Origin of the sequence: Streptomyces sp. NPDC016459 (genome assembly GCF_040632845.1) — a bacterium.
Lineage (GTDB): Bacteria > Actinomycetota > Actinomycetes > Streptomycetales > Streptomycetaceae > Streptomyces.
Genome location: NZ_JBEYCR010000001.1, coordinates 534,809 through 554,101, shown reverse-complemented (window position 1 = coordinate 554,101; position 19,293 = coordinate 534,809). Strand labels below are relative to the sequence as shown.

Genomic DNA, 19,293 nt, shown 5'->3' with positions numbered 1-19,293 from the left:
TCGCAGCCGGGAGGAAGGTCCCGGGGGCTCGGTGTGTACGGTTTCCGCAGGCCATCTGCTGTTATGGGCGTTTTGACCGGGTACCGCCCGGCTACTATTCCGCCTCGTATGTGACGTAGGTCCTGTGGGGCGCCTCACCCGGGGAGGGCTTCTCCGGACCCCCGAATGTGACCTGGGCCTCGAAGTTCGCCCGCCGCGTCGCCCGGCGCAGCGCCTTCAGGAGCGTGCCGCCGATCGTGAGGGTCAGGACGACGGTCAGGACGGCGCGGCCCAGGTCCCAGCCGAGGGAGGTGGCCACCAGGAAGGCGAGGAAACGGGCGAGGTTCGCGGAGGCCGGATCGCCCGGGACGAAGAAGATCCCGCCGGAGCCCCCGGCCCCCTCTCCTCCGCTCCCGCCCCCGCCGCTGAGCGTCACCCAGCCGTAGAGATTCGTGACCGTGCCGTACGCGAACGCCGCTGCGAAACCGTACGCGGACAGCATCACCAGCTCGGCCCGGCCCCGAAGCCTCCCCCGAGCCTTCGACTCCGCTCGCGCGGGGGGAGTCCCCACCGCCCCGGGCAGGAGCCCGGCCCCCATCGTGAACCAGCCCATCGCGAGCATCTGCGTCGGCATCCAGGGGCCCACGCCCCCCGTGAGCAGCGCGGACGCGAACATCGTCACCGAACCGAGGACGAAACCGAAACCCGGCCCGAGGACCCGGCCGCTCAGCACCATCAGGAAGAACATCGGCTCGAGCCCGGCCGTCCCCGCGCCCAGCGGCCGCAGGGCCGCGCCGACGGCGGCGAGCACCCCCAGCATCGCCACCGCCTTCGCGTCCATCCCGCAGTCGGCGATCGTGGCGACGACCACCGCGATCAGCAGGGGCAGCAGCGCGGCGAAGAGCCAGGGGGCGTCGGCGGCGTGCGTCGTGACGGCCGAGTCGGCGTCGGCGAACAGGGGCCAGCAGATCGCGATGAGCCCGATCACGGAGACCAGGAGCAGCGCGGTCACGGACCGTGGTCCGAGCCGCACGGGCCGTACGCTCACAGCGCCCCCTCCACCTGCTCGACTGTGAGCCACGGCAGCGGGGCGAGGATCTTCGCCACCTGCGGCGAGAACGCGGGCGAGGAGACGACGACCTCGGCCGTCGGACCGTCCGCGACCACCTCGCCGTCCGCGATGATCACGACCCGGTGCGCCAGCTCGGCCGCCAGCTCCACATCGTGCGTGGCCAGGACGATCGCGTGCCCGTCCGCCGCGAGGGAGCGGAGGTGGGCGACCAGGCGGGCCTTCGCCGCGTAGTCCAGGCCACGGGTCGGCTCGTCGAGCAGCAGCAGGGGCGGCCTGCCGGTCAGGACGACGGCCAGCGCCAGCGCCAGCCGCTGCCCCTCGGACAGGTCCCGGGGGTGTGTCCCGTCCGCCACTCCCGGCAGCAGCTCCGACACCAGCGCCCGGCAGGTCCCGGGCGCCGCGCCCGCGTCCGCGTCGGCCGCCGCGCACTCGGCGGCGACGGTGTCCGCGTACAGCAGATCCCTCGGCTCCTGCGGGACCAGGCCGACCTGGCGGATCAGCTCGCGGGGGTCCGTGTCGTACGGGGCGCGGCCGGCGACGCGGACGGTGCCGGAGGTCGGGGCGATCATGCCGACGAGGGTGGAGAGGAGGGTGGACTTGCCGGCGCCGTTGCGGCCCATGAGGGCGAGGGTCTCGCCGGCCTGGACCTGGAGGTCGACCTTGCGGAGGGCCTCGACGCGGCCGCGGCGGACGGCGAGTGCGGTGACGTGGAGGAGGGGGGAGGAGGTGGTGGGGGTGGGCGAGGGGGTAACGGGTCGGGTGCGGCGTCGTGCGAAGAGGGCGAGTCCCCCACCCCGCCCCTTCCCGAAACCGAGGGCTCCGCCCCCGGACCCCCGCGCCTCGGACGCCAACGGGGCTGAGAGCGTAGCGTCCCGAGCCTCGGACGCCGACGGGGCTGAGGGCGCAGGGCTCCGCCCCTCGGTGGTCGGCGGGGCTGAGAGCGCAGGGTCCCGCGCCTCGGACGACGGTGAGGCCGAGGACGTAAGGTCCGGCCCCTCGAACGCTGCCGGGGCCGAGGGCGCGGGGCTCCGCCCCTCCAGGTGCTTCTTCAGCGCGCCCGCTCTCCGCCGGGCGTCCCGGACCGTGAGGGGCAGCGGTTCCCACCCCGCGAGCCGTCCGAGTCCCACCACCGGCGGATGCACCGCCGACACGGCCATCATGTCGGCGGGGGAGCCCATCACGCCCTCCGGCAGCAGCAGCACCTGGTCGGCGTACTGCACCACCCGTTCCAGACGGTGTTCCGCGAGGAGGACCGTCGTGCCCAGGTCGTGGACCAGGCGCTGGAGGACCGCGAGGACGTCCTCCGCCGCCGACGGGTCCAGGGCGGAGGTCGGCTCGTCGAGGACGAGGACCTTGGGGTGCGGGGTGAGGACGGAGCCGATCGCGACCCGCTGGCGCTGGCCGCCGGAGAGCGTGGCGATGGGGCGGTCGCGGAGTTCGGCGAGACCGAGGAGGTCGAGGGTCTCCTCGACCCGCCGCCGCATGACGCCCGGCGAGAGACCGAGGGACTCCATCCCGTACGCCAGCTCGTCCTCGACCGTGTCGGTGACGAAGTGCGCCGACGGGTCCTGGCCGACCGTGCCCACCAGGTCCGCGAGCTCGCGCGGCGGATGGGTGCGGGTGTCGCGGCCGTCGACGGTGACCCGGCCCGTCAGGGTGCCGCCCGTGAAGTGCGGGACGAGTCCGCAGACCGTGCCCAGAAGGGTCGACTTGCCGACGCCCGAGGGGCCGACGAGCAGCACCAGTTCGCCCTCGGGGACGGTGAGGTCCAGGCCCCGCAGGGTCGGCTCGGTGTCCTCCTCGTAGGTCACGGTGACGTTCTCGAAGCGGATCACGCGTTCTCCTTGGGAACGGGGGCCACGAACGCGGGCAGCAGGCCCACCAGGATCGATGCGGCGGGCCAGAGCGGGAGTTCGGGTGCCTCCAGGGGGACGACCCCCGGGTGCAGGGCCTCCGGTGCGTACGCGTTCGCCCAGATCATCAGCGTCGCGACCGTCACTCCCGCGCCCGCGACCAGCCAGGCCCGCGGGCCCCAGCGGTCCGGCCGGTAGCGGGTGCGGACGGTCCGGCGCCCGCCGAGCCGCAGCCCGGCCATGGCCGCGAGCAGCCCGACCCCGAGCAGCGGCAGCCCGTACTGCGCGCCCTCCGCCGCGAGCAGCCCGTACGAACCGGCGCAGATCCCGAGCAGCCCGCCCAGGGTCAGCACGTTCGTGGTGCGCCGTACGGAGGCCGGGACCTGGGCCGTTCGCCCGTACCCGCGCGCGTCCATCGAGGCCGCGACGGCGATCGACCGTTCGAGGGCGCCCTCCAGGACCGGCAGGCCGATCTGGAGCATCGCGCGTACACCGCCGGTCGGCCGGCCCCGCAGCCGTCGGGCGGTACGCAGCCGGACCACGTCGGCGACCATGTTCGGCGCGAAGGTCATCGCCACGACGACGGCGACCCCGGCCTCGTACAGCGCGCCCGGCAGCGACTTCAGCAGCCGCGCCGGGTTGGCCAGCGCGTTCGCCGCGCCCACGCAGATCAGCAGGGTCGCCAGCTTGGCCCCGTCGTACACCGCGAACACCAGCTGTTCGGCCGTCACCCGCCCCCCGATCCATACCCCTTGCGCCCAGTCGGGCAGCGGCACCTCGGGCAGCGTGAACATCACGTGCGTCCCCGGGATGGGGGAGCCGAGCAGCAGCGAGAAGACGACCCGCAGCGCGACGACGAACAGGCCGAGCTTCACGAACGCGCCGTACGAGCGGGCCCACGGCGCGTCCGTGCGGCGGGCCGCCACGACGTATCCCGCGACCCCGACGAGCAGACCGAGCAGGAGGGGGTTGGTGGTACGGGAGGCGGCGACGGCCAGGCCGAGCGCCCACAGCCACCACGCGCCCGCGTGGAGGGCGTTGGACCGGCTGGCCTCGGGGGCCGTGAACACGCTGAGGCCACGGACCGCACTCATCCGCGGCGGCGGGCCTTCCAGATCGCCGCCCCGCCCAGGGCCAGGACGGCCGCCCCGCCCGCGAGCACGCCGAAGGACGGACCGCCGCCACCCGATTCCCCGGCGCTCGGGGTCGCCGAAGCCGTCGCCGACGCAGACCCCGGGGCCTGCTCCGCGACCTGCTCGCCGCAGCCCCGCGCCGGGTAGCCGGCGATCCCGCACAGCATGGCCGCGCTGTCGTAGCGCAGCGGCTTCACCACCGCGGCGAGCGCCTCCGCGCCCGTCGCCTCCTCGCGGACCCGCGCGCAGCCGACCTCGACCCGCTTCTCGGGCGGGGCCTCGGCGGGCGGCGCGTCCGCCGGGCCGCCGAAGTCGACGACGACCGCGACCCGCTTGGTGCCGTCCTTCTCCTCCACGCCCCCGCAGATCGTCGCGAAGCCGGGGGCGGCAGAGGGCAGGGAGGTGTCGTCCGTGCCGTTGCTGACCGCGAAGCGGAAACCGATCGCGTCCCCGTCGGCGGGGCGGGCGGTCGCGGGGCCCTGCGTGGCGTACGCCCACGGCTTGCCGCCGTCGCTCTCCCAGAACGACCAGTAGCGGTAACCGGCCGCCTGCGCCGGAGCCGCCGCGACCGCGGTCAGGGTGAGCAGCGCCCCGGCCGCGGCGGCCGCGATCCGGGCGGCCACCGCGCTGGTGGTTCTCACTTCCTGCGGCCGCTGACGAGGAAGCCGATGCCGACGCCGACGACCATGCCGATGCCGATGATCCACCAGACGTCGAAGCCGCGGCCCTCGTCGTCGCTCGTGGTCGAGGAGGCCGAGGTGTCGGGGGTCTCGGGCGCGGGGCCGGTGGCGTTCAGCTGCTCCACCAGGTCCTCGCCGCCGAACTCGCGCGGGTCGGTGTCCGTCGCGCGGGCGGCGAGGATCAGCTGCGCGTACGCGGCCGGTCCGCCGTCCTTCGCCCAGGCGCCGGAGTTCTTCTCCAGCCACTCCAGGGCGGGCTGCGCCTCCTTCGCGGCGCCGGACGCGGCGAGGGCGACGACGGCGTCGGCGGTGTTGCCGATGTCGGGCTGCTCGGTCGTGTCGGTGGCGCCCGGCATCGGCGGCAGGGTCAGGTGGCCGGTCTTCGCGAGGGCCTTCGCCAGGTAGGAGGCGCCGTTGAGCGCGGCCCGCTCGACCGTCGGCTTCGACAGGTCGTTGCAGACCGGCGGCTGCGCCGGGGACGCCTTGGTGGCGACGATGCTCTTGCCGAGCCCGGCGAGGGTGGCGGCCGCGGTGGCGTCGGCGTTCGCGAGCAGCTTGCCGGTCTTGTCCGGCTGGTACGCGAAGGCGCCCGCGCCGGCCTTGTCCGAGCAGGGCAGCGCGAAGGAGAGGAGCGCGTCGTAGGGCGTACGGCCCTCGGCGGAGGTGAACGAGCCGGGCTTCGCCCCGGTCGCGGCGATCGCGCCGACGACGATCGAGGTGGAGTTGGCGTCGCTTGCGCCGCCGGCGCCGTACCCCCAGCCGCCGTCCTTGTTCTGCACGGTGCGCAGCCACTCGGACGCGTTCTTCACGGCCAGGTCGATCTTCCGCGGGTCGGTGGCCTGGCGGCGGACGGCGTGGAGCGCCTGCACGGCGACGGCGGTGGCGTTGGTGTCCCGCATCGTCTTCGCGTCGCAGGCCCTGGTGACGTCCGTGCGGTACGAGCTGAAGGAACCGTCCGCGCACTGCTGGCCCAGGAGCCAGTCCACGGACCGGTCGGCGGGCTGGTAGCCGGTGGAGCGCTGGGCGAGGAAGGCGAGCGACTGGCGCCAGACACCGTCGTACGTCGGGTCCTTCGTGCCGTACAGGCCCGGCGGGATCGTGACGGCCGAGGGTGAGGGCGAGGGGGCGGCGGTCGCTGCTCCGGCTGCTCCGGATCCGAGCAGGACTGCGGCGGCGGCGAGCGCGGCGGCGCCGCGGCGGACGGTGTTCATGGGGCCCTCTCCTGCGGCCGGGCACCGGCACGCCACAGGGGCACCAGGCTCCGGCTCCGTATTCCTCGACGGTGCCGGCGGTCACGTCCCGGACGGGGCATTCCGACTCGCCGCTCGCGGGGAGCGGCATACGGTTGCGCGGTCAGTGCCGGATTCGCACCGGCTTCCCCCCGTACGGGCATGATGACGACGTGACCCCACTCTACCGGCCCGTAGGCGTGGCGCCCGGGGGTGGGAGGTGCCTCACACCTACCCCGCCGAGAAGACCGCGGGGGCCCGGGCGGCCTCGCGCGCGGCCGGAGTCGTCAGCGACGCGCGGTCTCCGCCGCCGAGGGAGCAGGCAGGTCGATCAGCCGGCAGACCGTCTCGATGTCGACCTTCACCTGTGCGATCGAGGCGCGTCCGGACAGCCAGGTGATCAGTGCCGAGTGCCAGGTGTGCTCGATCACCCGGACCGCCGACAGCTGCGAGGGCGTCGGGTGCTCCGCCCCCATCGCGTCGAGGATGATCGCCGTGGTCAGCCGCGAGACCGTGTCGACCTCCGCACTCACGCCGCGGTCCGCGAAGGTCAGCGCCCGCACCATCGCGTCGGCGAGCTGCGGCTCGCGCTGGAGCGCGCGGAAGGCGCGCATCAGGGTCTCCGCGACCCGCTCCGCCGGATCCGCGCCGGTCGGCGGCCGTTTCCTCAGCGTGGTGTGCAGGTGCTGGAGCTGGTCCTGCATCGTCGCGACCAGCAGGTGGATCTTGGACGGGAAGTAGCGGTACAGCGTCCCCAGGGCCACCCCGGCCGCCTCGGCGACCTCCCGCATCTGCACCGCGTCGAAGCCGCCCCGCGCCGCGAGCTGGGCGCTGGCGTTCAGGATGCGGCGGCGGCGCGCCTCCTGACGTTCCGTGAGGGGCGGCGACGCGGGTCTGTGGTCCGCTCTGGCGTCTGCGGTCATGAGGTCCCGTTCGGTGCGGTGGGGAGCGTCAGTATGGCGGTGCGGGCGTCGTGGTGTGAATCACCTGTTCCGGATCTCACCACGGAGCTACCTGCCGGTAGATTCTGTCCTCCCTGACTCTTCGCCGGCTCCTCCCCGTCGGCCTCCTCGGCGCAGCGAGAAGGCCGGGGAGGCCGGGGAGGCGATCAGGCGACCGTTCAAGTCTGTAACTTGTTCTAGATTAGCGCGAGCGGTTACGCTCCGGCGAAACGCACGCTCGAAGGGGGTCGCGCATGACCGCTGAGGCCATAGAGGCAGGCCCCCGGCAGGGAGTCACCGCGACCGGTGACGTCCCGTTGCGGATCGCTCTCCTCACGTACAAGGGGAATCCCTTCTGCGGCGGTCAGGGCGTCTACGTCCGGCACCTCTCCCGCGAGCTCGCCCGCCTCGGCCACCACGTCGAGGTCTTCGGCTCCCAGCCGTACCCCACGCTCGACGAGGGCGTCCCGCTCACCGAGATCGCCAGCCTCGACCTCTACCGCTCGCCGGACCCGTTCCGGACCCCGAAGCGCGCGGAGTACCGGGACTGGATCGACGCCCTGGAAGTCGCCACCATGTGGACCGGCGGCTTCCCCGAGCCGCTCACCTTCTCCCTGCGGGCCCGGCGCACGCTCGCCGCCCGACGCGGCGACTTCGACGTCGTCCACGACAACCAGACCCTCGGGTACGGGCTCCTCGGCGGCCCGCGGGCGATCGGCGCCCCGCTCGTCACCACCATCCACCACCCCATCACCGTCGACCGGCAGCTCGAACTCGACGCCGCCGCCGACTGGAAGCGCCGCGCCTCCGTCCGCCGCTGGTACGCCTTCACCGGCATGCAGAAGCGCGTCGCCCGTCGCCTGCCGTCCGTCCTCACCGTCTCCGGCACCTCCCGGCAGGAGATCGTCGACCATCTCGGCGTACGCGAGGACCGCATCGAGGTCGTCCACATCGGCGCCGACACCGACCTGTGGTCCCCGGACCCGTCCGTCGCCGAGGTCCCCGGCCGGATCGTCACCACCTCCAGCGCCGACGTCCCCCTCAAGGGCCTGGTCCATCTGATCGAGGCGCTCGCCAAGCTCCGCACCGAGAACCCGGACGCGCACCTCGTCGTCGTCGGCAGGCGCGCCGAGGACGGGCCGGTCGCCCAGGCCATCGAGCGGTACGGCCTCGACGGGGCCGTCGAGTTCGTCAAGGGCATCAGCGACGCCGAGCTCGTCGACCTGGTGCGCTCCGCGCAGGTCTCCTGCGTGCCCTCGCTGTACGAGGGGTTCTCGCTGCCCGCCGCGGAGGCGATGGCCACGGGGACGGCGCTCGTCGCGACGACGGGCGGCGCGATCCCGGAGGTCGCCGGGGCCGACGGGGAGACGTGCCTCGCGGTGCCGCCGGGGGACGCGGGGGCGTTGGCGGTCGCGCTGGGGCGGGTCCTGGGGGACCCGGAGTTGCGGGGGCGGCTCGGCGTGGCGGGTCGTGCGCGGGTGCTGGAGCGGTTCACCTGGGCGCGGGCGGCGCAGGGGACCGCGGACCTGTACCGCGAGGCGATCGCCCGCCAAGGCGCCGGGGTGCGCCGGTGACGCCCCGCCATCGTTGCCGGGTGCGGCCCGCCGGTCGGGTTGTGCCCACCCTCCCCCAAGTTCTCGGCTTCGCTCGAGCAGGGGGGACCCCCATCGCCCTGCGGAACACCTGCCCACAGTCCAGCGGCGGCGCCTGCCCACAACCATCCTCCAACCGCGAAAGCAGGACGACTCCGTGTTGACCGTCGACTTCACCCGCTTCCCGCTCGCCCCCGGCGACCGTGTGCTCGATCTGGGCTGCGGGGCGGGACGGCATGCCTTCGAGTGCTACCGGCGCGGTGCGCAGGTCGTGGCCCTCGACCGGAACGGCGAGGAGATCCGCGAGGTCGCCACGTGGTTCGCGGCGATGAAGGAGGCCGGGGAGGCGCCGGCGGGTGCGACCGCCACCGCGATGGAGGGCGACGCGCTCAACCTGCCCTTCCCCGACGAGTCCTTCGACGTCGTCATCATCTCCGAGGTCATGGAGCACATCCCGGACGACAAGGGCGTCCTCGCCGAGATGGTCCGCGTCCTCAAGCCGGGCGGGCGCATCGCGATCACCGTGCCCCGCTACGGCCCCGAGAAGGTCTGCTGGGCGCTCTCCGACGCGTACCACGAGGTCGAGGGCGGCCACATCCGCATCTACAAGGCCGACGAACTCCTCGGCAGGATCCGGGAGGCCGGACTCAGGCCGTACGGCACCCACCACGCGCACGCCCTGCACTCGCCTTACTGGTGGCTGAAGTGCGCCTTCGGCGTCGACAACGACAAGGCGCTGCCCGTCCGCGCCTACCACAAGCTCCTGGTCTGGGACATCATGAAGAAGCCCGCCCTGACCCGGGTCGCCGAGCAGCTGCTCAACCCGGTCGTCGGCAAGAGCTTCGTGGCGTACGCGACCAAGCCGCACTCCCGGGGGTACTCCCTCCCGAAGGCCGACGCCGTGGACGCGGCCAAGTGACGTCGCCCGAGCGGATCGCGGAACACCTCGTCCTGCCCGGCGTCCTCACCGTCGAGGAGGCCGCCGAGACCGTCGCCGGGATTCTGGCGGTGCAGCGCGAGGACGGCGCCATACCCTGGTTCAGGGGCCACCACCTCGACCCGTGGGACCACACCGAGGCCGCCATGGCCCTGGACGCGGCCGGCGAGCACGCAGCCGCCGCCCGCGCCTACGAGTGGCTCGCCCGCCACCAGAACAGCGACGGCTCCTGGTACGCGGCCTACCACGACGGCGAGCCCGACCAGGTCACCGACCGGGCCCGGGAGTCCAACTTCGTCGCGTACATCGCCGTCGGCGTCTGGCACCACCACCTGTCGACCGGCGACGACGCCTTCCTCGACCGGATGTGGCCCGTGGTCTACGCGGCCGTCGAGTTCGTCCTCGGGCTCCAGCAGCCCGGCGGCCAGATCGGCTGGAAGCGCGAGGCCGACGGCACCCCCGTCGACGACGCGCTCCTGACCGGCAGTTCGTCGATCCACCAGGCGCTCCGCTGCGCCCTCGCCATCGCCGAGGCCCGCGAGGAGCCGCAGCCCGACTGGGAGCTGGCGGCCGGGGCCCTCGGCCACGCGATCCGTCGGCACCCCGAGCGTTTCCTCGACAAGTCCCGCTACTCGATGGACTGGTACTACCCGGTCCTCGGCGGCGCGGTCACGGGTCCCGAGGCGCAGGCCCGCATCGACGCCGACTGGGACGCCTTCGTCGTCCCCGGGCTCGGCGTGCGCTGCGTCCTGCCCAACCCGTGGGTCACCGGCGGCGAGAGCTGCGAACTCGCCCTCGCCCTCTGGGCGATGGGCGAGTCCGACCGGGCCCTGGAGATCCTCCAGTCCATCCGGCACCTGCGCGCCGAGAACGGCATGTACTGGACCGGTTACGTCTTCGAGGGCGACCGGGCCGTCTGGCCCGAGGAGCTCACCGCGTGGACCGCCGGTTCGCTGCTCCTCGCCGTGGCGGCGCTGGGCGGCGACGAGGCGACCGGGGCGGTGTTCGGCGGCGAGCGACTGCCGAGGGGCCTCGAACCGGACTGCTGCGGGTGAACCCGGGGGCCGGCCGCGCCCTCAGTGGCGGCGCGTCAGGCGCCCCGCCACCGCGTGTCCGATGACGAGGTAGACGACGGCGGCCAGACCGTAGCCCGCCACCACCCGAGCCCACCCCTCGTCGAAGGTGAACAGGTCGTGCGACCAGCCCGCCAGCCAGCGGGCGGCGCCCTGGACGAACTCCACCAGGTCGTTGCCGCGGTTGGCGCCCAGCAGGTACATCAGGATCCAGAGAATGATGATCGCGGCCATGACATCGGCCAGGACGCTGATCACTCTCGCCGCTTGCGTGTTGCTCCGTCCGGAAGTCATACCCCTCGGGTTGCCGTGGGCCGCGCTTCGAAACCCGTACGGAGTCGTCCCGGTGGCGGCTGGGCCGACCCGGGGTGAGGCTGGCGCCATCGTCCCAGGGAGGTTCCGTCGTGCCCAGAGGTGTTTCGCGTGGAGTCGTGGCGCTGCTGCTGTCCTGCACCCTGCTCCTGACCACCGCCGCCTGCGGTGGTGACGACGGGCAGGGCGCGACCGGGGCCGCGACCCCGTCGAGTACGGGCACGTTCGAGCAGCAGAAGCTGGCCAAGACCCGGTTCGTGGCCAACGCCGGTCTCGCCGCTGGTGCCACGTACCAGTGGATCGTGAAGCCGTACCGGGCGGGCAAGTTCACGAAGGGCGCGGACGGGCGGACCTTCGCGCTGGTGAAGGCGGGCCTCGCGGGCGCGTTCACGTACAACCGGCTGAAGGCGGCGGTGAACAACGCCAAGGGCGACCCGCTGCTCTCCAAGGCGGTCGCGCCGCTCTCGGCGGGGATCGACTCGCTGAAGGACCTCGGCACGAAGCTGCGTAAGGGAGAGGCGGGCGACGCGGACGTCGGTGCCTTCGAGAACATCATCAACAGCGTCAAGGACGCGGGGCGGAGCGCCGGCGCCGAGGTCGTCGACAAGGTGCCCACCACCTCGCAACTGGGCGGCTAGGCGCCCGTGTTGAGATCCGCGAGCAGGCGGAGCGGGGCGGGGCCCGGTGACGTGACCCTGGTGCGTCACCGGCCCCCGCCCCCGCGGCCATCCTGACGCGCCATCAGCTGACGTGACTGGGGGACTGCACGGCGACGGCCCCCCGCCCGGAAGGGAATCCGGACGAGGGGCCGTCGGTACGTACGAGGGTGCTGCGCGCTACTAGCCGCGCTGGATGCCCGTGGTGTCCTGGAGGACACCGCGGCGGCCGTCCTGCGTCTGCGCCACCAGGGCGGGACCGCGCTGCTCGACCGCCAGGTACCAGGTACCCGGGGCCAGTTCGGCGATCGGCGCCTGGGAACCGTCCTCCGCGTACAGCGGGCGGGCGACCGGGACGGCGAACCAGAACGGCGAGAAGTCCGAGGCCGGTTGCGCCTGCGGGGCCGGGGCCTGGGCCTGCGCCTGGGGCTCCGGCTGGTGCGGGGTGTGCGGCTGCGGGGCGCCGGCCTGCCCGCCGAACTGCTGGCCCGCACCCTGCGAGGGGTCCTGCTGGCCGCCGTACTGCGGGTGCTGCGCGCCCGGGTAGCCGTAGCCGCCGCCGGGGACGCCCTGCGGGCCGGGCTGGCCCGGCTGCATGCCGTACGGCTGCGGGGTCTGCGGGCGCGGCGCGCCGACGAGCGGGGCCTTGAGGGCGGGGACCAGCGGCCCGGCGACGGCGGCACCGGCCGCGATCAGGGCGGCGATCAGGCCGAGGATCAGGCCCGCGCCGGCGTTGTTCGACTCGAAGATCCACATGAGGAGGGTCCAGGCGGAGGCGATGGTGAACGCCGTGCCGACCTGACCCAGCTCCAGCCCGGCCACCTTGCGCTGCTCCGGCAGGGCGCGGGAGAGGACGACGAGCACGACGCCGACGATGCCGAGGAAGAAGGCACCCCAGCCGAGGGGCGAGGCCTCCCACGCGTTCGGGAGGTCGACCTGCTCGCAGAGCTGCTCGGGGCCGTCGCAGCTGGCGTAGGAGAGGAACGAGGCGATGAACAGCACCACCGCTGCACCGATCAGCACGCCATCGCCTCGGGTGAGGGAGCGGATATTCACGTGAGAAGTCCTTCGTCGGTCGTCGGTCGTCGCGTCGGGGTGGCGCTCGGGGTCCAGGCACGGGGGCGGCCCCATCGTACGGAGCGAATCTATCGCCCGTCGGTCCTACCCCCTGAGGTAGGTGGCGATGCCGTCCGCGATCCCCCGGGCCGCCTTCTGCCGCCACGTCGCTGACGTGAGCAGCTGTGCGTCCTTCGGATCACGCATATTGCCGCATTCGACGAAGACCTTGGGGACGGTTGAGAGATTGAGTCCGCCCAGATCGTCACGGACGTCCAAGCCCGTACCGGAGCCCAGGTAGTTGGCGGGTGCCGTTCCGGTGGCGCGGGCGAACCCGTCGGCGATCCGCTCACCGAGCTCGCGGGAGGGGCCGACGATCTTCGTCGTGTCGGCGGAACCCTCGCGTACGCGTGCGGGCAGGATCACATGGAACCCCCGGTGGCCGACGGCGGAGCCGTCCGCGTGGACGGAGACGACGGCGTCGGCTCGGGCCTCGTTCCCGATCCGGGCGCGCTCGTCGATGCACGGCCCCCAGGGGCGGTCGGCGTCCTGGGTGAGGACGACGGTGGCGCCCTGGGCGGCGAGGAGGTCCCGCAGCCGGTGGGAGACGTCGAGCGTGAACGAGGCCTCGGTGTATCCGGCGTTCGTGGACGTGCCCGTGGTGTCGCACTCTTTGCGGTTCGTCCCGATGTTCACCTTCTGGTTGATCTCCGTTGAATGACGGAAATTGCCGGGGTTGTGACCGGGGTCGACGACGATGGTCCTCCCGGCGAGGGATCTGCCCGATCCCGGGGCGGAGGAGAGCGGTGTCCGGGAGGGCGTCACGCTCTCGCGCGGTGTCTCCCGGGACTGCCCGCTCTCCCCGGACTTCCCGGCCGGCGGCGAGTCCTGCGGGGCCGCGCACCCGGAGAGTACGGCGCAGCAGCCCGTGGCGGCGAGGGCGAGGGCGAGGGTACGGCGGGCGATGTTCGGGTGGTCGTACGGCACCCAGCGACTTTAGGCCCTGCCCGTGGCGAATTGCGGCAGGCCCTACGTCGCAGGTTGGTCACCGGCTTCGCGGAACGGTGGACGCGTGTGCGCGAACCGTGAAGGGTAGAGGGAAAGAGGCGACGGTGGGGTGCCACCGCGCATGGGCCCACGAGGGGGAACCGTGGTGGGGGAAGAACCGAACGACGCCCGTCCCGAACCGAAAGACGCCCGTCCGGAACCGGCCGATACGCGTCCCGAACCGAGCGGCGTGCGCCCGGAGCCGAACGACGCGCGACCCGAGCCGAACGGCGTGCGCCCGGAGCCGAACGACGGGCGTCCGGAGCCGAACGGCGTGCGTCCCGAGCCGAGCGGCGTGCGACCCGAGCCGAACGACGCGCGACCCGAGCCGGGCGACGTGCGCTCGGAGCCGAGCGGCGCGCGTCCCGAGCCGAACGACAGACCCGGGGGCGGGACTTCGGGAGGCGGCGGGGACCCAAGGGCCACCGACGCACCCTGGGCCCCTCCAGCCCCGGTGGCTCCTCCGGCCCCGGTGGCGCCGGCCGTACCTTCGGCCGCGGCAGACCCGGCGGCAGACCCGGCGGCGGCCCCGGCCGCACCCCCGGCCCCTGCCGCTCCGGGCGCACCTCCGACGCCTGCGGCCCCGGCCGCCCCCGCCGTATCCCCGGCCCCGGTAGCCCCCTCGGCCCCCGCGGCCGGTGCGCCCACGCTCGCCTTCGGCGTGCCGTCCGCACCCTCCGCGCCGCCGTCCCCGCCGTCCGTCCCGCCTCACGCGGCGGCCTCCGCCCCGCACGGCGGCGAGGTCCCCGCCCCCGCAGGGGCCACGCCCGGCTTCGGTGCCGCGCCCCCTTGGGGCGGATCCGGAACCGGTGGCGGAGCCGTACCTCCGCCCGGCGCCCCGCCCGGTTACGGGCCGCCGCCGGGCTACGGGCCTCCCGGGGACGGTCCTCCACCCGGCTACGGCCCGCCCCCCGGGTACGGTCCGCCCCCCGGTCACGGCGGCCCTCCGCCCCCGCAGCCGCCCGGTGAGGCCCACCCCGCGCAGGCCGCCTTGGTCGGACTGCTCAACCTCTCCTGCCTGGGCATCGGTTACGTCCTCCTGCGCAACTGGATCGGCGCCGCCCTCTGCTGGATCGCCACCGCCGCCCTCCTCGTCATCGCACTCCCCGCCGACGTCGACGGCGTGCCCCTCGGGCTCCTCGTCGGCTACGGCGTCTTCCTGCTCGCCGTCGCCGCCGACGGGGCCAGGCGCGGGCTGCGCGCGAACCTGCGGATCGGCGCCTCCTTCCGCCGCCTCGCGCTGCCGCTCGCCCTCGTGCTGCTCGCCGTGCCCGCCGGCGGCTCCCTCGCGTACGGCGCCGCCCGCGACGAGGCGAAGGAGCAGGCCCTCCTCGAACGCCTCTCGGTGGCGGACGGGCTCGTGACGTCTGCCGACGGCCTGCCCTTCGACAAGGCCGAGCCGATCTACCGCAAGGCGCTCGCCGACTACCAGGACCTGGGCACGGAGCACGCGGGTTCGCGGGCCGGGAAGCTGGTCCCCGCGCGGCTCGACACGTACTACGAGACGCTGTCCCGCCCGTACGCGAAGAAGGCGTTCTGCGCCGCCGTCGCGCCGCTCAAGCACCTGCGCGGCCTCGCCGGCACCGTCGACAAGGAGCTGCTCGGTACCCGGCCCGCCAAGGCCGACGAGCCGCTGGCCGAGTCCCTCTTCCAGTGCGGGACGGACGCGCTCGGCGTGGAGGCCGCGGACCCGCCCGCGAGCGAGAGCCTCAACGCGCTCTACGACACGTTCCCGAAGTCGCCCCAGGCGACGCGGGTCGAACCGGCCGTGCGGGCGGCGATCAAGACCCGGACGACCGCCCTCACCGCCGGCACCGCCCCCTGCGAGACCACCGGCGAGCTGCGGGCGCTGCGCTCCTCCCTCGACAACATGACGGACCCGGCCGTCGAGGGCGCCTCGAAGGAAGCCGCCGGCGCGGTCCAGAAGGGCGACTTCGCCTGCGGGACCCACCAGTTCAGGAGCAAGGAGTTCGACGACGCGGGTACGACCATGACCCAGTACGCCAAGGACTACCCGAGCAGCCCGCAGGCCGCGCACGCCCGTTCCATCGCCATCGCCGCCGAGATCGCCGACGAGGAGCCCGAGGCCGGCAGGAAGCTGCCCCCGGCAGGCGTCCCCGGAGGCGCCCGGATGGTGATGGTGGTGAGCAATGACGGCCCCGGTGAGGTCGAGCTGCTCTACACGGGCCCGATGACCGGCAAGATCACCCTCAATGCGTGCACGACCTGCACGAAGTACAAGACCCCGGTCCTCACCATCTCGCCGAAGATCAAGGCGTGCACCGGGCCGGCGTCGAAGTACCCGAAGGCGACCCTGCTGCTGCCCGCCGGCAACTACCACTTCCTCCAGAAGCGGGCGACCACCGGCACGTCCACGGCGGGTGACACCAAGTCGAGCAGGACGAAGATCGAGCCCGGCTACAGCTACACCAACTGCCTGTACGTGACGTCGCTGTACTGACCCTCGCCGTCCGGCCTCGCGCCGCCGCTCCGGGCCAAGTGCCCTCAGCGGCGGCGCAGCACCCGCAGCGAGTCGGTGACCGAGGCCTCCTCGAAGTCGCCCGACTCCAGGGCGCGGAGGTAGATCCGGTACGGGGCCTGGCCGCCGTCCTCCGGGTCCGGGAAGACGTCGTGGATGACGAGCAGGCCCCCGGGGGCGACCTTGGGGGCCCAGCCCTCGTAGTCGTTGGTCGCGTGCTCGTCGGTGTGCCCGCCGTCGATGAACACGAGCCCGAGCTGTCCGCCCCACACCTTCGCGACCTGCGGCGACCGTCCGACGACGGCGATCACGTACTCCTCGAGGCCCGCCTTGCGCAGCGTCCGGCGGAACGTCGGCAGGGTGTCCATGAGCCCCACCTCCGGGTCGACCACCGTCGCGTCGTGGTACTCCCACCCCGGCTGCTGCTCCTCGCTGCCCCGGTGGTGGTCGACGGTCACCGCGACCGTCCCCGCCTGCCGGGCCGCGTCCGCGAGCAGGATCGTGGAGCGCCCGCAGTACGTCCCGACCTCCAGGAGTGGCAGCCCGAGCTTCGAGGCCTCCGTGGCCGCCTCGTACAGGGCGAGCCCCTCCCCGGCGGGCATGAACCCCTTCGCGGCCTCGAAGGCGGCAAGGATCTCGGGCGCGGGCACGGACATGGTGACTCCTACTGGCGGGTACGCGGGTACGGGCGCCCATCGTGCCCTACGCGTCCCCCAGCCGTCGCACTCGAACCAGACCGTCTTCCCGTCGGCGGTCTCCTGCACCCCCCACCGGTCCGTCCCCGCCTCCACGAGCGCGAGCCCCCGCCCGCTCTCGTCCAGCGGACCGGCGAGCTTCGCGATCACGGGTCCGGGGACGGCGGCGTCCGCGACCTCGACCCGCACCGACCTCGTCTGCACCGAGGACTTCGTCCAAGGCCATCTGATCGCCGATCCGGCCGCCTTCAGGGAGGGCTCGCCCCGTTACGATCACCTCCAGGCCGCCGCTCTTTCGGTGGAGCGGTCGGCCGAACTGATCGCCGGCGTCATGGAGGAACACTATGGGGACCGACCAGAACCTGACGGACGTGCGCCGGCGTAAGTCGTCCCACAGCGGCTCCGACGGCGGCGACTGCGTCGAGTGCGCCCCCCTCGGCGCCGCCGCCGAGGGGCACATCGGCCGCTGACGGCACTGACCGTGACAACCCTCATCGGGATGCTGATCCTCGCCCTCGCCCTGCCGGCGTGGGCGGGGATCGCCTTCGTGGGCCTCGTCCGGGCCCGTAGGGGCGAGGGGCTGCCCCGACCGCCCCGGCCTCACCGCTCATCGGCTCGCAGGGCGGCCTGGATCGCGGGGCTCGCCTTCCTCACCGGCGGGGCGCTGCACCTGTACGGGCTCTCGTACCTGCCGTTCCTCTTCCCGGAGGACGCGTGCTGGTTCAACGCGGGGATGAAGGTCCACCCGGACTCCAGCAGCGCGCTTCCCGTCAGCCTGGTGTGCCAGGGCGCGGAGGTCGTCCCGTGGTGGGTCAACCCCGGGCTGCTCGTCCTCGCGGTCACCGCTGTCACCGCGACCGTCACGAGCGTCGTCCTGGCCCTGAGGCGTCCTGTCGGCGGCCGCTGACGGGCGGTCGGCCACGCACCCGCCCAGGGCGGCGGGCCGGTCGGCGTTTCGCCTGCGGTCAGGCGACGCGGATGATGCTCTTTCCGCAGGTCGTGCCCTCGGCGAGGCGCTGCACGGCCGCGGCCAGGTCTTCGAGGGCGTACTCGGCGGTGATGTCCGTGCGGATCTCGCCGTCGGCGACGAGGTCGAGTGCGCGACGGGCGCTGTCGGCGAGCCGTTCGGGGTGGGTCCGGCTGAGCAGGTTGCTGTTGTAGGTCAGCAGTGACGCGCCGTGCGTCAGGAGGTCGCTGGTGTCGGCGAGGACGGGTTCGTACGTGGCGAGGTTGCCGTACGCCACGAGTCGGCCGTGTGCCGCCAGCCGCTCCAGGCCTGCGGTGCGGGCCGGGCCGCCGACCGGGTCGAGGACGACGTCCAGCTTCTCGTCGCCGAGGGCGGCCGGGAACTCCTCGCGGAGCAGGAGCTGGTCGTACCCGAACCGCGCGGCGTAGGCGGCCCTGTCGGCGGTGCCGACCACACCGACGATCCGGCCGGCTCCGGCCAGTCGGGCGAACTGGGCGGCGAGCGTGCCCACCGAGCCGGCGGCGGCGTGGATGAGCACGCTTTCGCCGGGCCGCACCCGCGCGGCGGTGTGGATCAGGTCGTAGGCGGTCGGCGCGCCCCACCCGAGCCCCGCTGCCGTCCTCAGCGGCAGGCCGCCGATGCCGAGGGCGAGGGAGGCGGGTGCGAGGACCACCTCGGCGTAGGCACCGGAGGTGGTCAGCGCGGTGACGGCCTCACCGACACGGCGGGCGTCGACGTCCGCGCCGACCGCGACGACGTGCCCGGACGCCTCGAACCCCGGGACGAAGGGGCGCGGTACGGGGAAGTGGCCGTCCCTGACCATGGTGTCGCCCCACTGCACCCCGGCGTAGGCCACGCGGATCGCCACCTGGCCGGGGCCGGGGGTGGGCTCGTCGAGTTCGGTGAGGCGGTAATGGTCGTCGGGGTCGAGAACGACAGCCTTCATGGTGACAGCTCCCTGCGCTGACTCAGTATCCTTACAGTCGAGACCGTAGGTATATAAGGTTCCTGAGTCAACCCATGGACCTGTCAATGGAGTGGGAGTGCACGCCGGTGGAAGCCCCGATCGAGAACGACCTCTGCACCCGGATCAGGCGGTCGGAGCAGGCGTTGATGGCGCACCACGAGGCCGTGCTGCGTGCCTACGGGCTGACCATGACGCAGTACACCGTGCTGTTGGTCCTCGCGCGCGAAGGCGGCATGTCCGGCGCCCAGTTGGCCCGGTCCTGCGGGGTGACGCAGCAGAGCATGAGCAGCGTGCTGGCCAACATGGAGAGCAAGGGGCTCATCGGCCGCGAGACGTCACCGATCCACGCCAAGGTGCAGATCGCCACCCTCACCGACGCGGGGCAGGAGCTTCTGGACCGCGCCTACCGGGAGGTGGTCATCCTGGAGAGCGCGCTCACCGACGCGTTCACGCCGGCCGAGTACGCGGCGCTGTGCGCACTTCTGGAACGCGCCACCGCCGTCCTGGTCCAGCAGACGGGCAACACGACGGCCCCGCCCGCGGGCTGAGAGGAACGAGAAGCGCATCGATGCTCCCGAGTCCGACCTGCCTCCCGGGCCCCGCCCGGCGCGGACGTCCACGTCGA

Annotated in this window: 19 protein-coding genes, 1 pseudogene and 1 riboswitch; of the genes and pseudogenes, 9 read left to right on the top strand and 11 right to left on the bottom strand. The window is 73.5% G+C overall.

Translation table 11 applies throughout. The annotated features are described in order from the left end of the window. Positions 1-94: 94 nt before the first annotated feature. The 6 genes from ABZ567_RS02510 to ABZ567_RS02485 all read right to left on the bottom strand — a co-directional run bounded on the left by ABZ567_RS02510 (position 95) and on the right by ABZ567_RS02485 (position 6,869). Entirely contained in the window at positions 95-1,027 is a 933-nt protein-coding gene (locus ABZ567_RS02510) for an ECF transporter S component (protein ID WP_360783701.1), read from the bottom strand. Further along, on the bottom strand, positions 1,024-2,886 hold the full coding sequence (locus ABZ567_RS02505) for an ATP-binding cassette domain-containing protein (protein WP_360783698.1): 1,863 nt from the start codon (positions 2,884-2,886) through the stop codon (positions 1,024-1,026). The genes ABZ567_RS02510 and ABZ567_RS02505 overlap by 4 nt, the downstream gene beginning before the upstream one ends. Then, a complete protein-coding gene (locus ABZ567_RS02500) occupies positions 2,883-3,998 on the bottom strand; it encodes an energy-coupling factor transporter transmembrane component T (protein WP_360783695.1) in 1,116 nt (371 codons plus the stop codon). The genes ABZ567_RS02505 and ABZ567_RS02500 overlap by 4 nt, the downstream gene beginning before the upstream one ends. After that, positions 3,995-4,678, bottom strand: a complete 684-nt coding sequence (locus ABZ567_RS02495; protein ID WP_360783693.1) for an SCO2322 family protein — start codon at positions 4,676-4,678, stop codon at positions 3,995-3,997. Before ABZ567_RS02495 ends, ABZ567_RS02500 begins: the two co-directional genes overlap by 4 nt. Further along, positions 4,675-5,928: a prenyltransferase/squalene oxidase repeat-containing protein gene (locus ABZ567_RS02490; RefSeq protein ID WP_360783689.1), complete on the bottom strand. Its 1,254-nt coding sequence runs from the start codon at positions 5,926-5,928 to the stop codon at positions 4,675-4,677. Before ABZ567_RS02490 ends, ABZ567_RS02495 begins: the two co-directional genes overlap by 4 nt. A gap of 95 nt (positions 5,929-6,023) precedes the next feature. After that, positions 6,024-6,098, bottom strand: a riboswitch (cobalamin riboswitch). A gap of 135 nt (positions 6,099-6,233) precedes the next feature. Further along, positions 6,234-6,869: a TetR family transcriptional regulator gene (locus tag ABZ567_RS02485; RefSeq protein ID WP_360783686.1), complete on the bottom strand. Its 636-nt coding sequence runs from the start codon at positions 6,867-6,869 to the stop codon at positions 6,234-6,236. A gap of 272 nt (positions 6,870-7,141) precedes the next feature. On the opposite strand from ABZ567_RS02485, the gene ABZ567_RS02480 reads away from it, so the two are divergent. From ABZ567_RS02480 to ABZ567_RS02470, 3 genes are all read left to right on the top strand, one after another. Further along, positions 7,142-8,461: a glycosyltransferase family 4 protein gene (locus ABZ567_RS02480; RefSeq protein ID WP_360783684.1), complete on the top strand. Its 1,320-nt coding sequence runs from the start codon at positions 7,142-7,144 to the stop codon at positions 8,459-8,461. A 175-nt stretch (positions 8,462-8,636) separates the two neighbouring features. Further along, positions 8,637-9,398 carry a class I SAM-dependent methyltransferase gene (locus ABZ567_RS02475; RefSeq protein ID WP_360783681.1) on the top strand — a complete coding sequence of 254 codons (762 nt, stop codon included), beginning with the start codon at positions 8,637-8,639 and terminating at the stop codon, positions 9,396-9,398. Then, positions 9,395-10,471 (top strand): prenyltransferase, encoded by a 1,077-nt coding sequence (locus ABZ567_RS02470; protein ID WP_360783679.1) that lies wholly within the window; start codon positions 9,395-9,397, stop codon positions 10,469-10,471. Before ABZ567_RS02475 ends, ABZ567_RS02470 begins: the two co-directional genes overlap by 4 nt. Positions 10,472-10,492: 21 nt before the next feature. On the opposite strand, the gene ABZ567_RS02465 is transcribed toward ABZ567_RS02470, so the two are convergent. Beyond that, a complete protein-coding gene (locus ABZ567_RS02465; RefSeq protein ID WP_360783676.1) occupies positions 10,493-10,783 on the bottom strand; it encodes a hypothetical protein in 291 nt (96 codons plus the stop codon). A gap of 110 nt (positions 10,784-10,893) precedes the next feature. Between ABZ567_RS02465 and ABZ567_RS02460 the strand changes: the two genes are divergently transcribed. Next, complete coding sequence (locus ABZ567_RS02460; RefSeq protein ID WP_360783673.1) at positions 10,894-11,439, top strand: hypothetical protein; 546 nt, start codon at positions 10,894-10,896, stop codon at positions 11,437-11,439. Positions 11,440-11,640: 201 nt separating this feature from the next. Here the strand turns inward: ABZ567_RS02460 and ABZ567_RS02455 are convergent, their stop codons facing one another. Together ABZ567_RS02455 and ABZ567_RS02450 are read right to left on the bottom strand one after the other, a co-directional pair. After that, positions 11,641-12,513, bottom strand: coding sequence for a hypothetical protein (locus tag ABZ567_RS02455; RefSeq protein ID WP_360783670.1), 873 nt, complete (start codon positions 12,511-12,513; stop codon positions 11,641-11,643). 105 nt (positions 12,514-12,618) lie between these two features. Next, complete coding sequence (locus ABZ567_RS02450) at positions 12,619-13,500, bottom strand: N-acetylmuramoyl-L-alanine amidase (RefSeq protein ID WP_360783667.1); 882 nt, start codon at positions 13,498-13,500, stop codon at positions 12,619-12,621. A 1,051-nt stretch (positions 13,501-14,551) separates the two neighbouring features. Here ABZ567_RS02450 and ABZ567_RS02445 point away from each other — a divergent pair. Next, positions 14,552-16,021: a hypothetical protein gene (locus tag ABZ567_RS02445; RefSeq protein ID WP_360783665.1), complete on the top strand. Its 1,470-nt coding sequence runs from the start codon at positions 14,552-14,554 to the stop codon at positions 16,019-16,021. Positions 16,022-16,065: 44 nt separating this feature from the next. Here ABZ567_RS02445 and ABZ567_RS02440 read toward each other — a convergent pair whose 3' ends face one another. After that, complete coding sequence (locus tag ABZ567_RS02440) at positions 16,066-16,695, bottom strand: class I SAM-dependent methyltransferase (protein WP_360783662.1); 630 nt, start codon at positions 16,693-16,695, stop codon at positions 16,066-16,068. A gap of 229 nt (positions 16,696-16,924) precedes the next feature. Between ABZ567_RS02440 and ABZ567_RS02435 the strand changes: the two are divergent. From ABZ567_RS02435 to ABZ567_RS02425, 3 genes and pseudogenes are all read left to right on the top strand, one after another. Next, a pseudogene (locus tag ABZ567_RS02435) lies at positions 16,925-17,119 on the top strand (XRE family transcriptional regulator); the annotation flags it as partial. After that, a complete protein-coding gene (locus tag ABZ567_RS02430; RefSeq protein WP_360783659.1) occupies positions 17,079-17,204 on the top strand; it encodes a DUF397 domain-containing protein in 126 nt (41 codons plus the stop codon). The pseudogene ABZ567_RS02435 and the gene ABZ567_RS02430, both read left to right, overlap by 41 nt. Before the next feature lie 11 nt (positions 17,205-17,215). Next, the gene (locus ABZ567_RS02425) at positions 17,216-17,641 is read left to right on the top strand and encodes a hypothetical protein (protein ID WP_360783657.1); all 426 of its coding nucleotides are present in this window, start codon (positions 17,216-17,218) and stop codon (positions 17,639-17,641) included. A 58-nt stretch (positions 17,642-17,699) separates the two neighbouring features. Here the strand turns inward: ABZ567_RS02425 and ABZ567_RS02420 are convergent, their stop codons facing one another. Continuing rightward, a complete protein-coding gene (locus tag ABZ567_RS02420) occupies positions 17,700-18,647 on the bottom strand; it encodes a zinc-binding alcohol dehydrogenase family protein (protein WP_360783654.1) in 948 nt (315 codons plus the stop codon). Between the two features lie 74 nt (positions 18,648-18,721). Between ABZ567_RS02420 and ABZ567_RS02415 the strand changes: the two genes are divergently transcribed. Continuing rightward, positions 18,722-19,216 carry a MarR family transcriptional regulator gene (locus ABZ567_RS02415; RefSeq protein WP_360783651.1) on the top strand — a complete coding sequence of 165 codons (495 nt, stop codon included), beginning with the start codon at positions 18,722-18,724 and terminating at the stop codon, positions 19,214-19,216. The last annotated feature ends 77 nt before the right edge of the window (positions 19,217-19,293 follow it).

Excerpts from the sequence above, each read along its gene's own strand:
- ABZ567_RS02465 (WP_360783676.1), bottom strand. The coding sequence starts at position 10,783 with ATGACTTCCGGACGGAGCAACACGCAAGCGGCGAGAGTGATCAGCGTC.
- ABZ567_RS02415 (WP_360783651.1), top strand. The coding sequence starts at position 18,722 with ATGGACCTGTCAATGGAGTGGGAGTGCACGCCGGTGGAAGCCCCGATC.
- ABZ567_RS02500 (WP_360783695.1), bottom strand. The coding sequence starts at position 3,998 with ATGAGTGCGGTCCGTGGCCTCAGCGTGTTCACGGCCCCCGAGGCCAGC.
- ABZ567_RS02440 (WP_360783662.1), bottom strand. The coding sequence starts at position 16,695 with ATGTCCGTGCCCGCGCCCGAGATCCTTGCCGCCTTCGAGGCCGCGAAG.
- ABZ567_RS02430 (WP_360783659.1), top strand. The coding sequence starts at position 17,079 with ATGGGGACCGACCAGAACCTGACGGACGTGCGCCGGCGTAAGTCGTCC.
- ABZ567_RS02420 (WP_360783654.1), bottom strand. The coding sequence starts at position 18,647 with ATGAAGGCTGTCGTTCTCGACCCCGACGACCATTACCGCCTCACCGAA.
- ABZ567_RS02485 (WP_360783686.1), bottom strand. The coding sequence starts at position 6,869 with ATGACCGCAGACGCCAGAGCGGACCACAGACCCGCGTCGCCGCCCCTC.
- ABZ567_RS02490 (WP_360783689.1), bottom strand. The coding sequence starts at position 5,928 with ATGAACACCGTCCGCCGCGGCGCCGCCGCGCTCGCCGCCGCCGCAGTC.
- ABZ567_RS02480 (WP_360783684.1), top strand. The coding sequence starts at position 7,142 with ATGACCGCTGAGGCCATAGAGGCAGGCCCCCGGCAGGGAGTCACCGCG.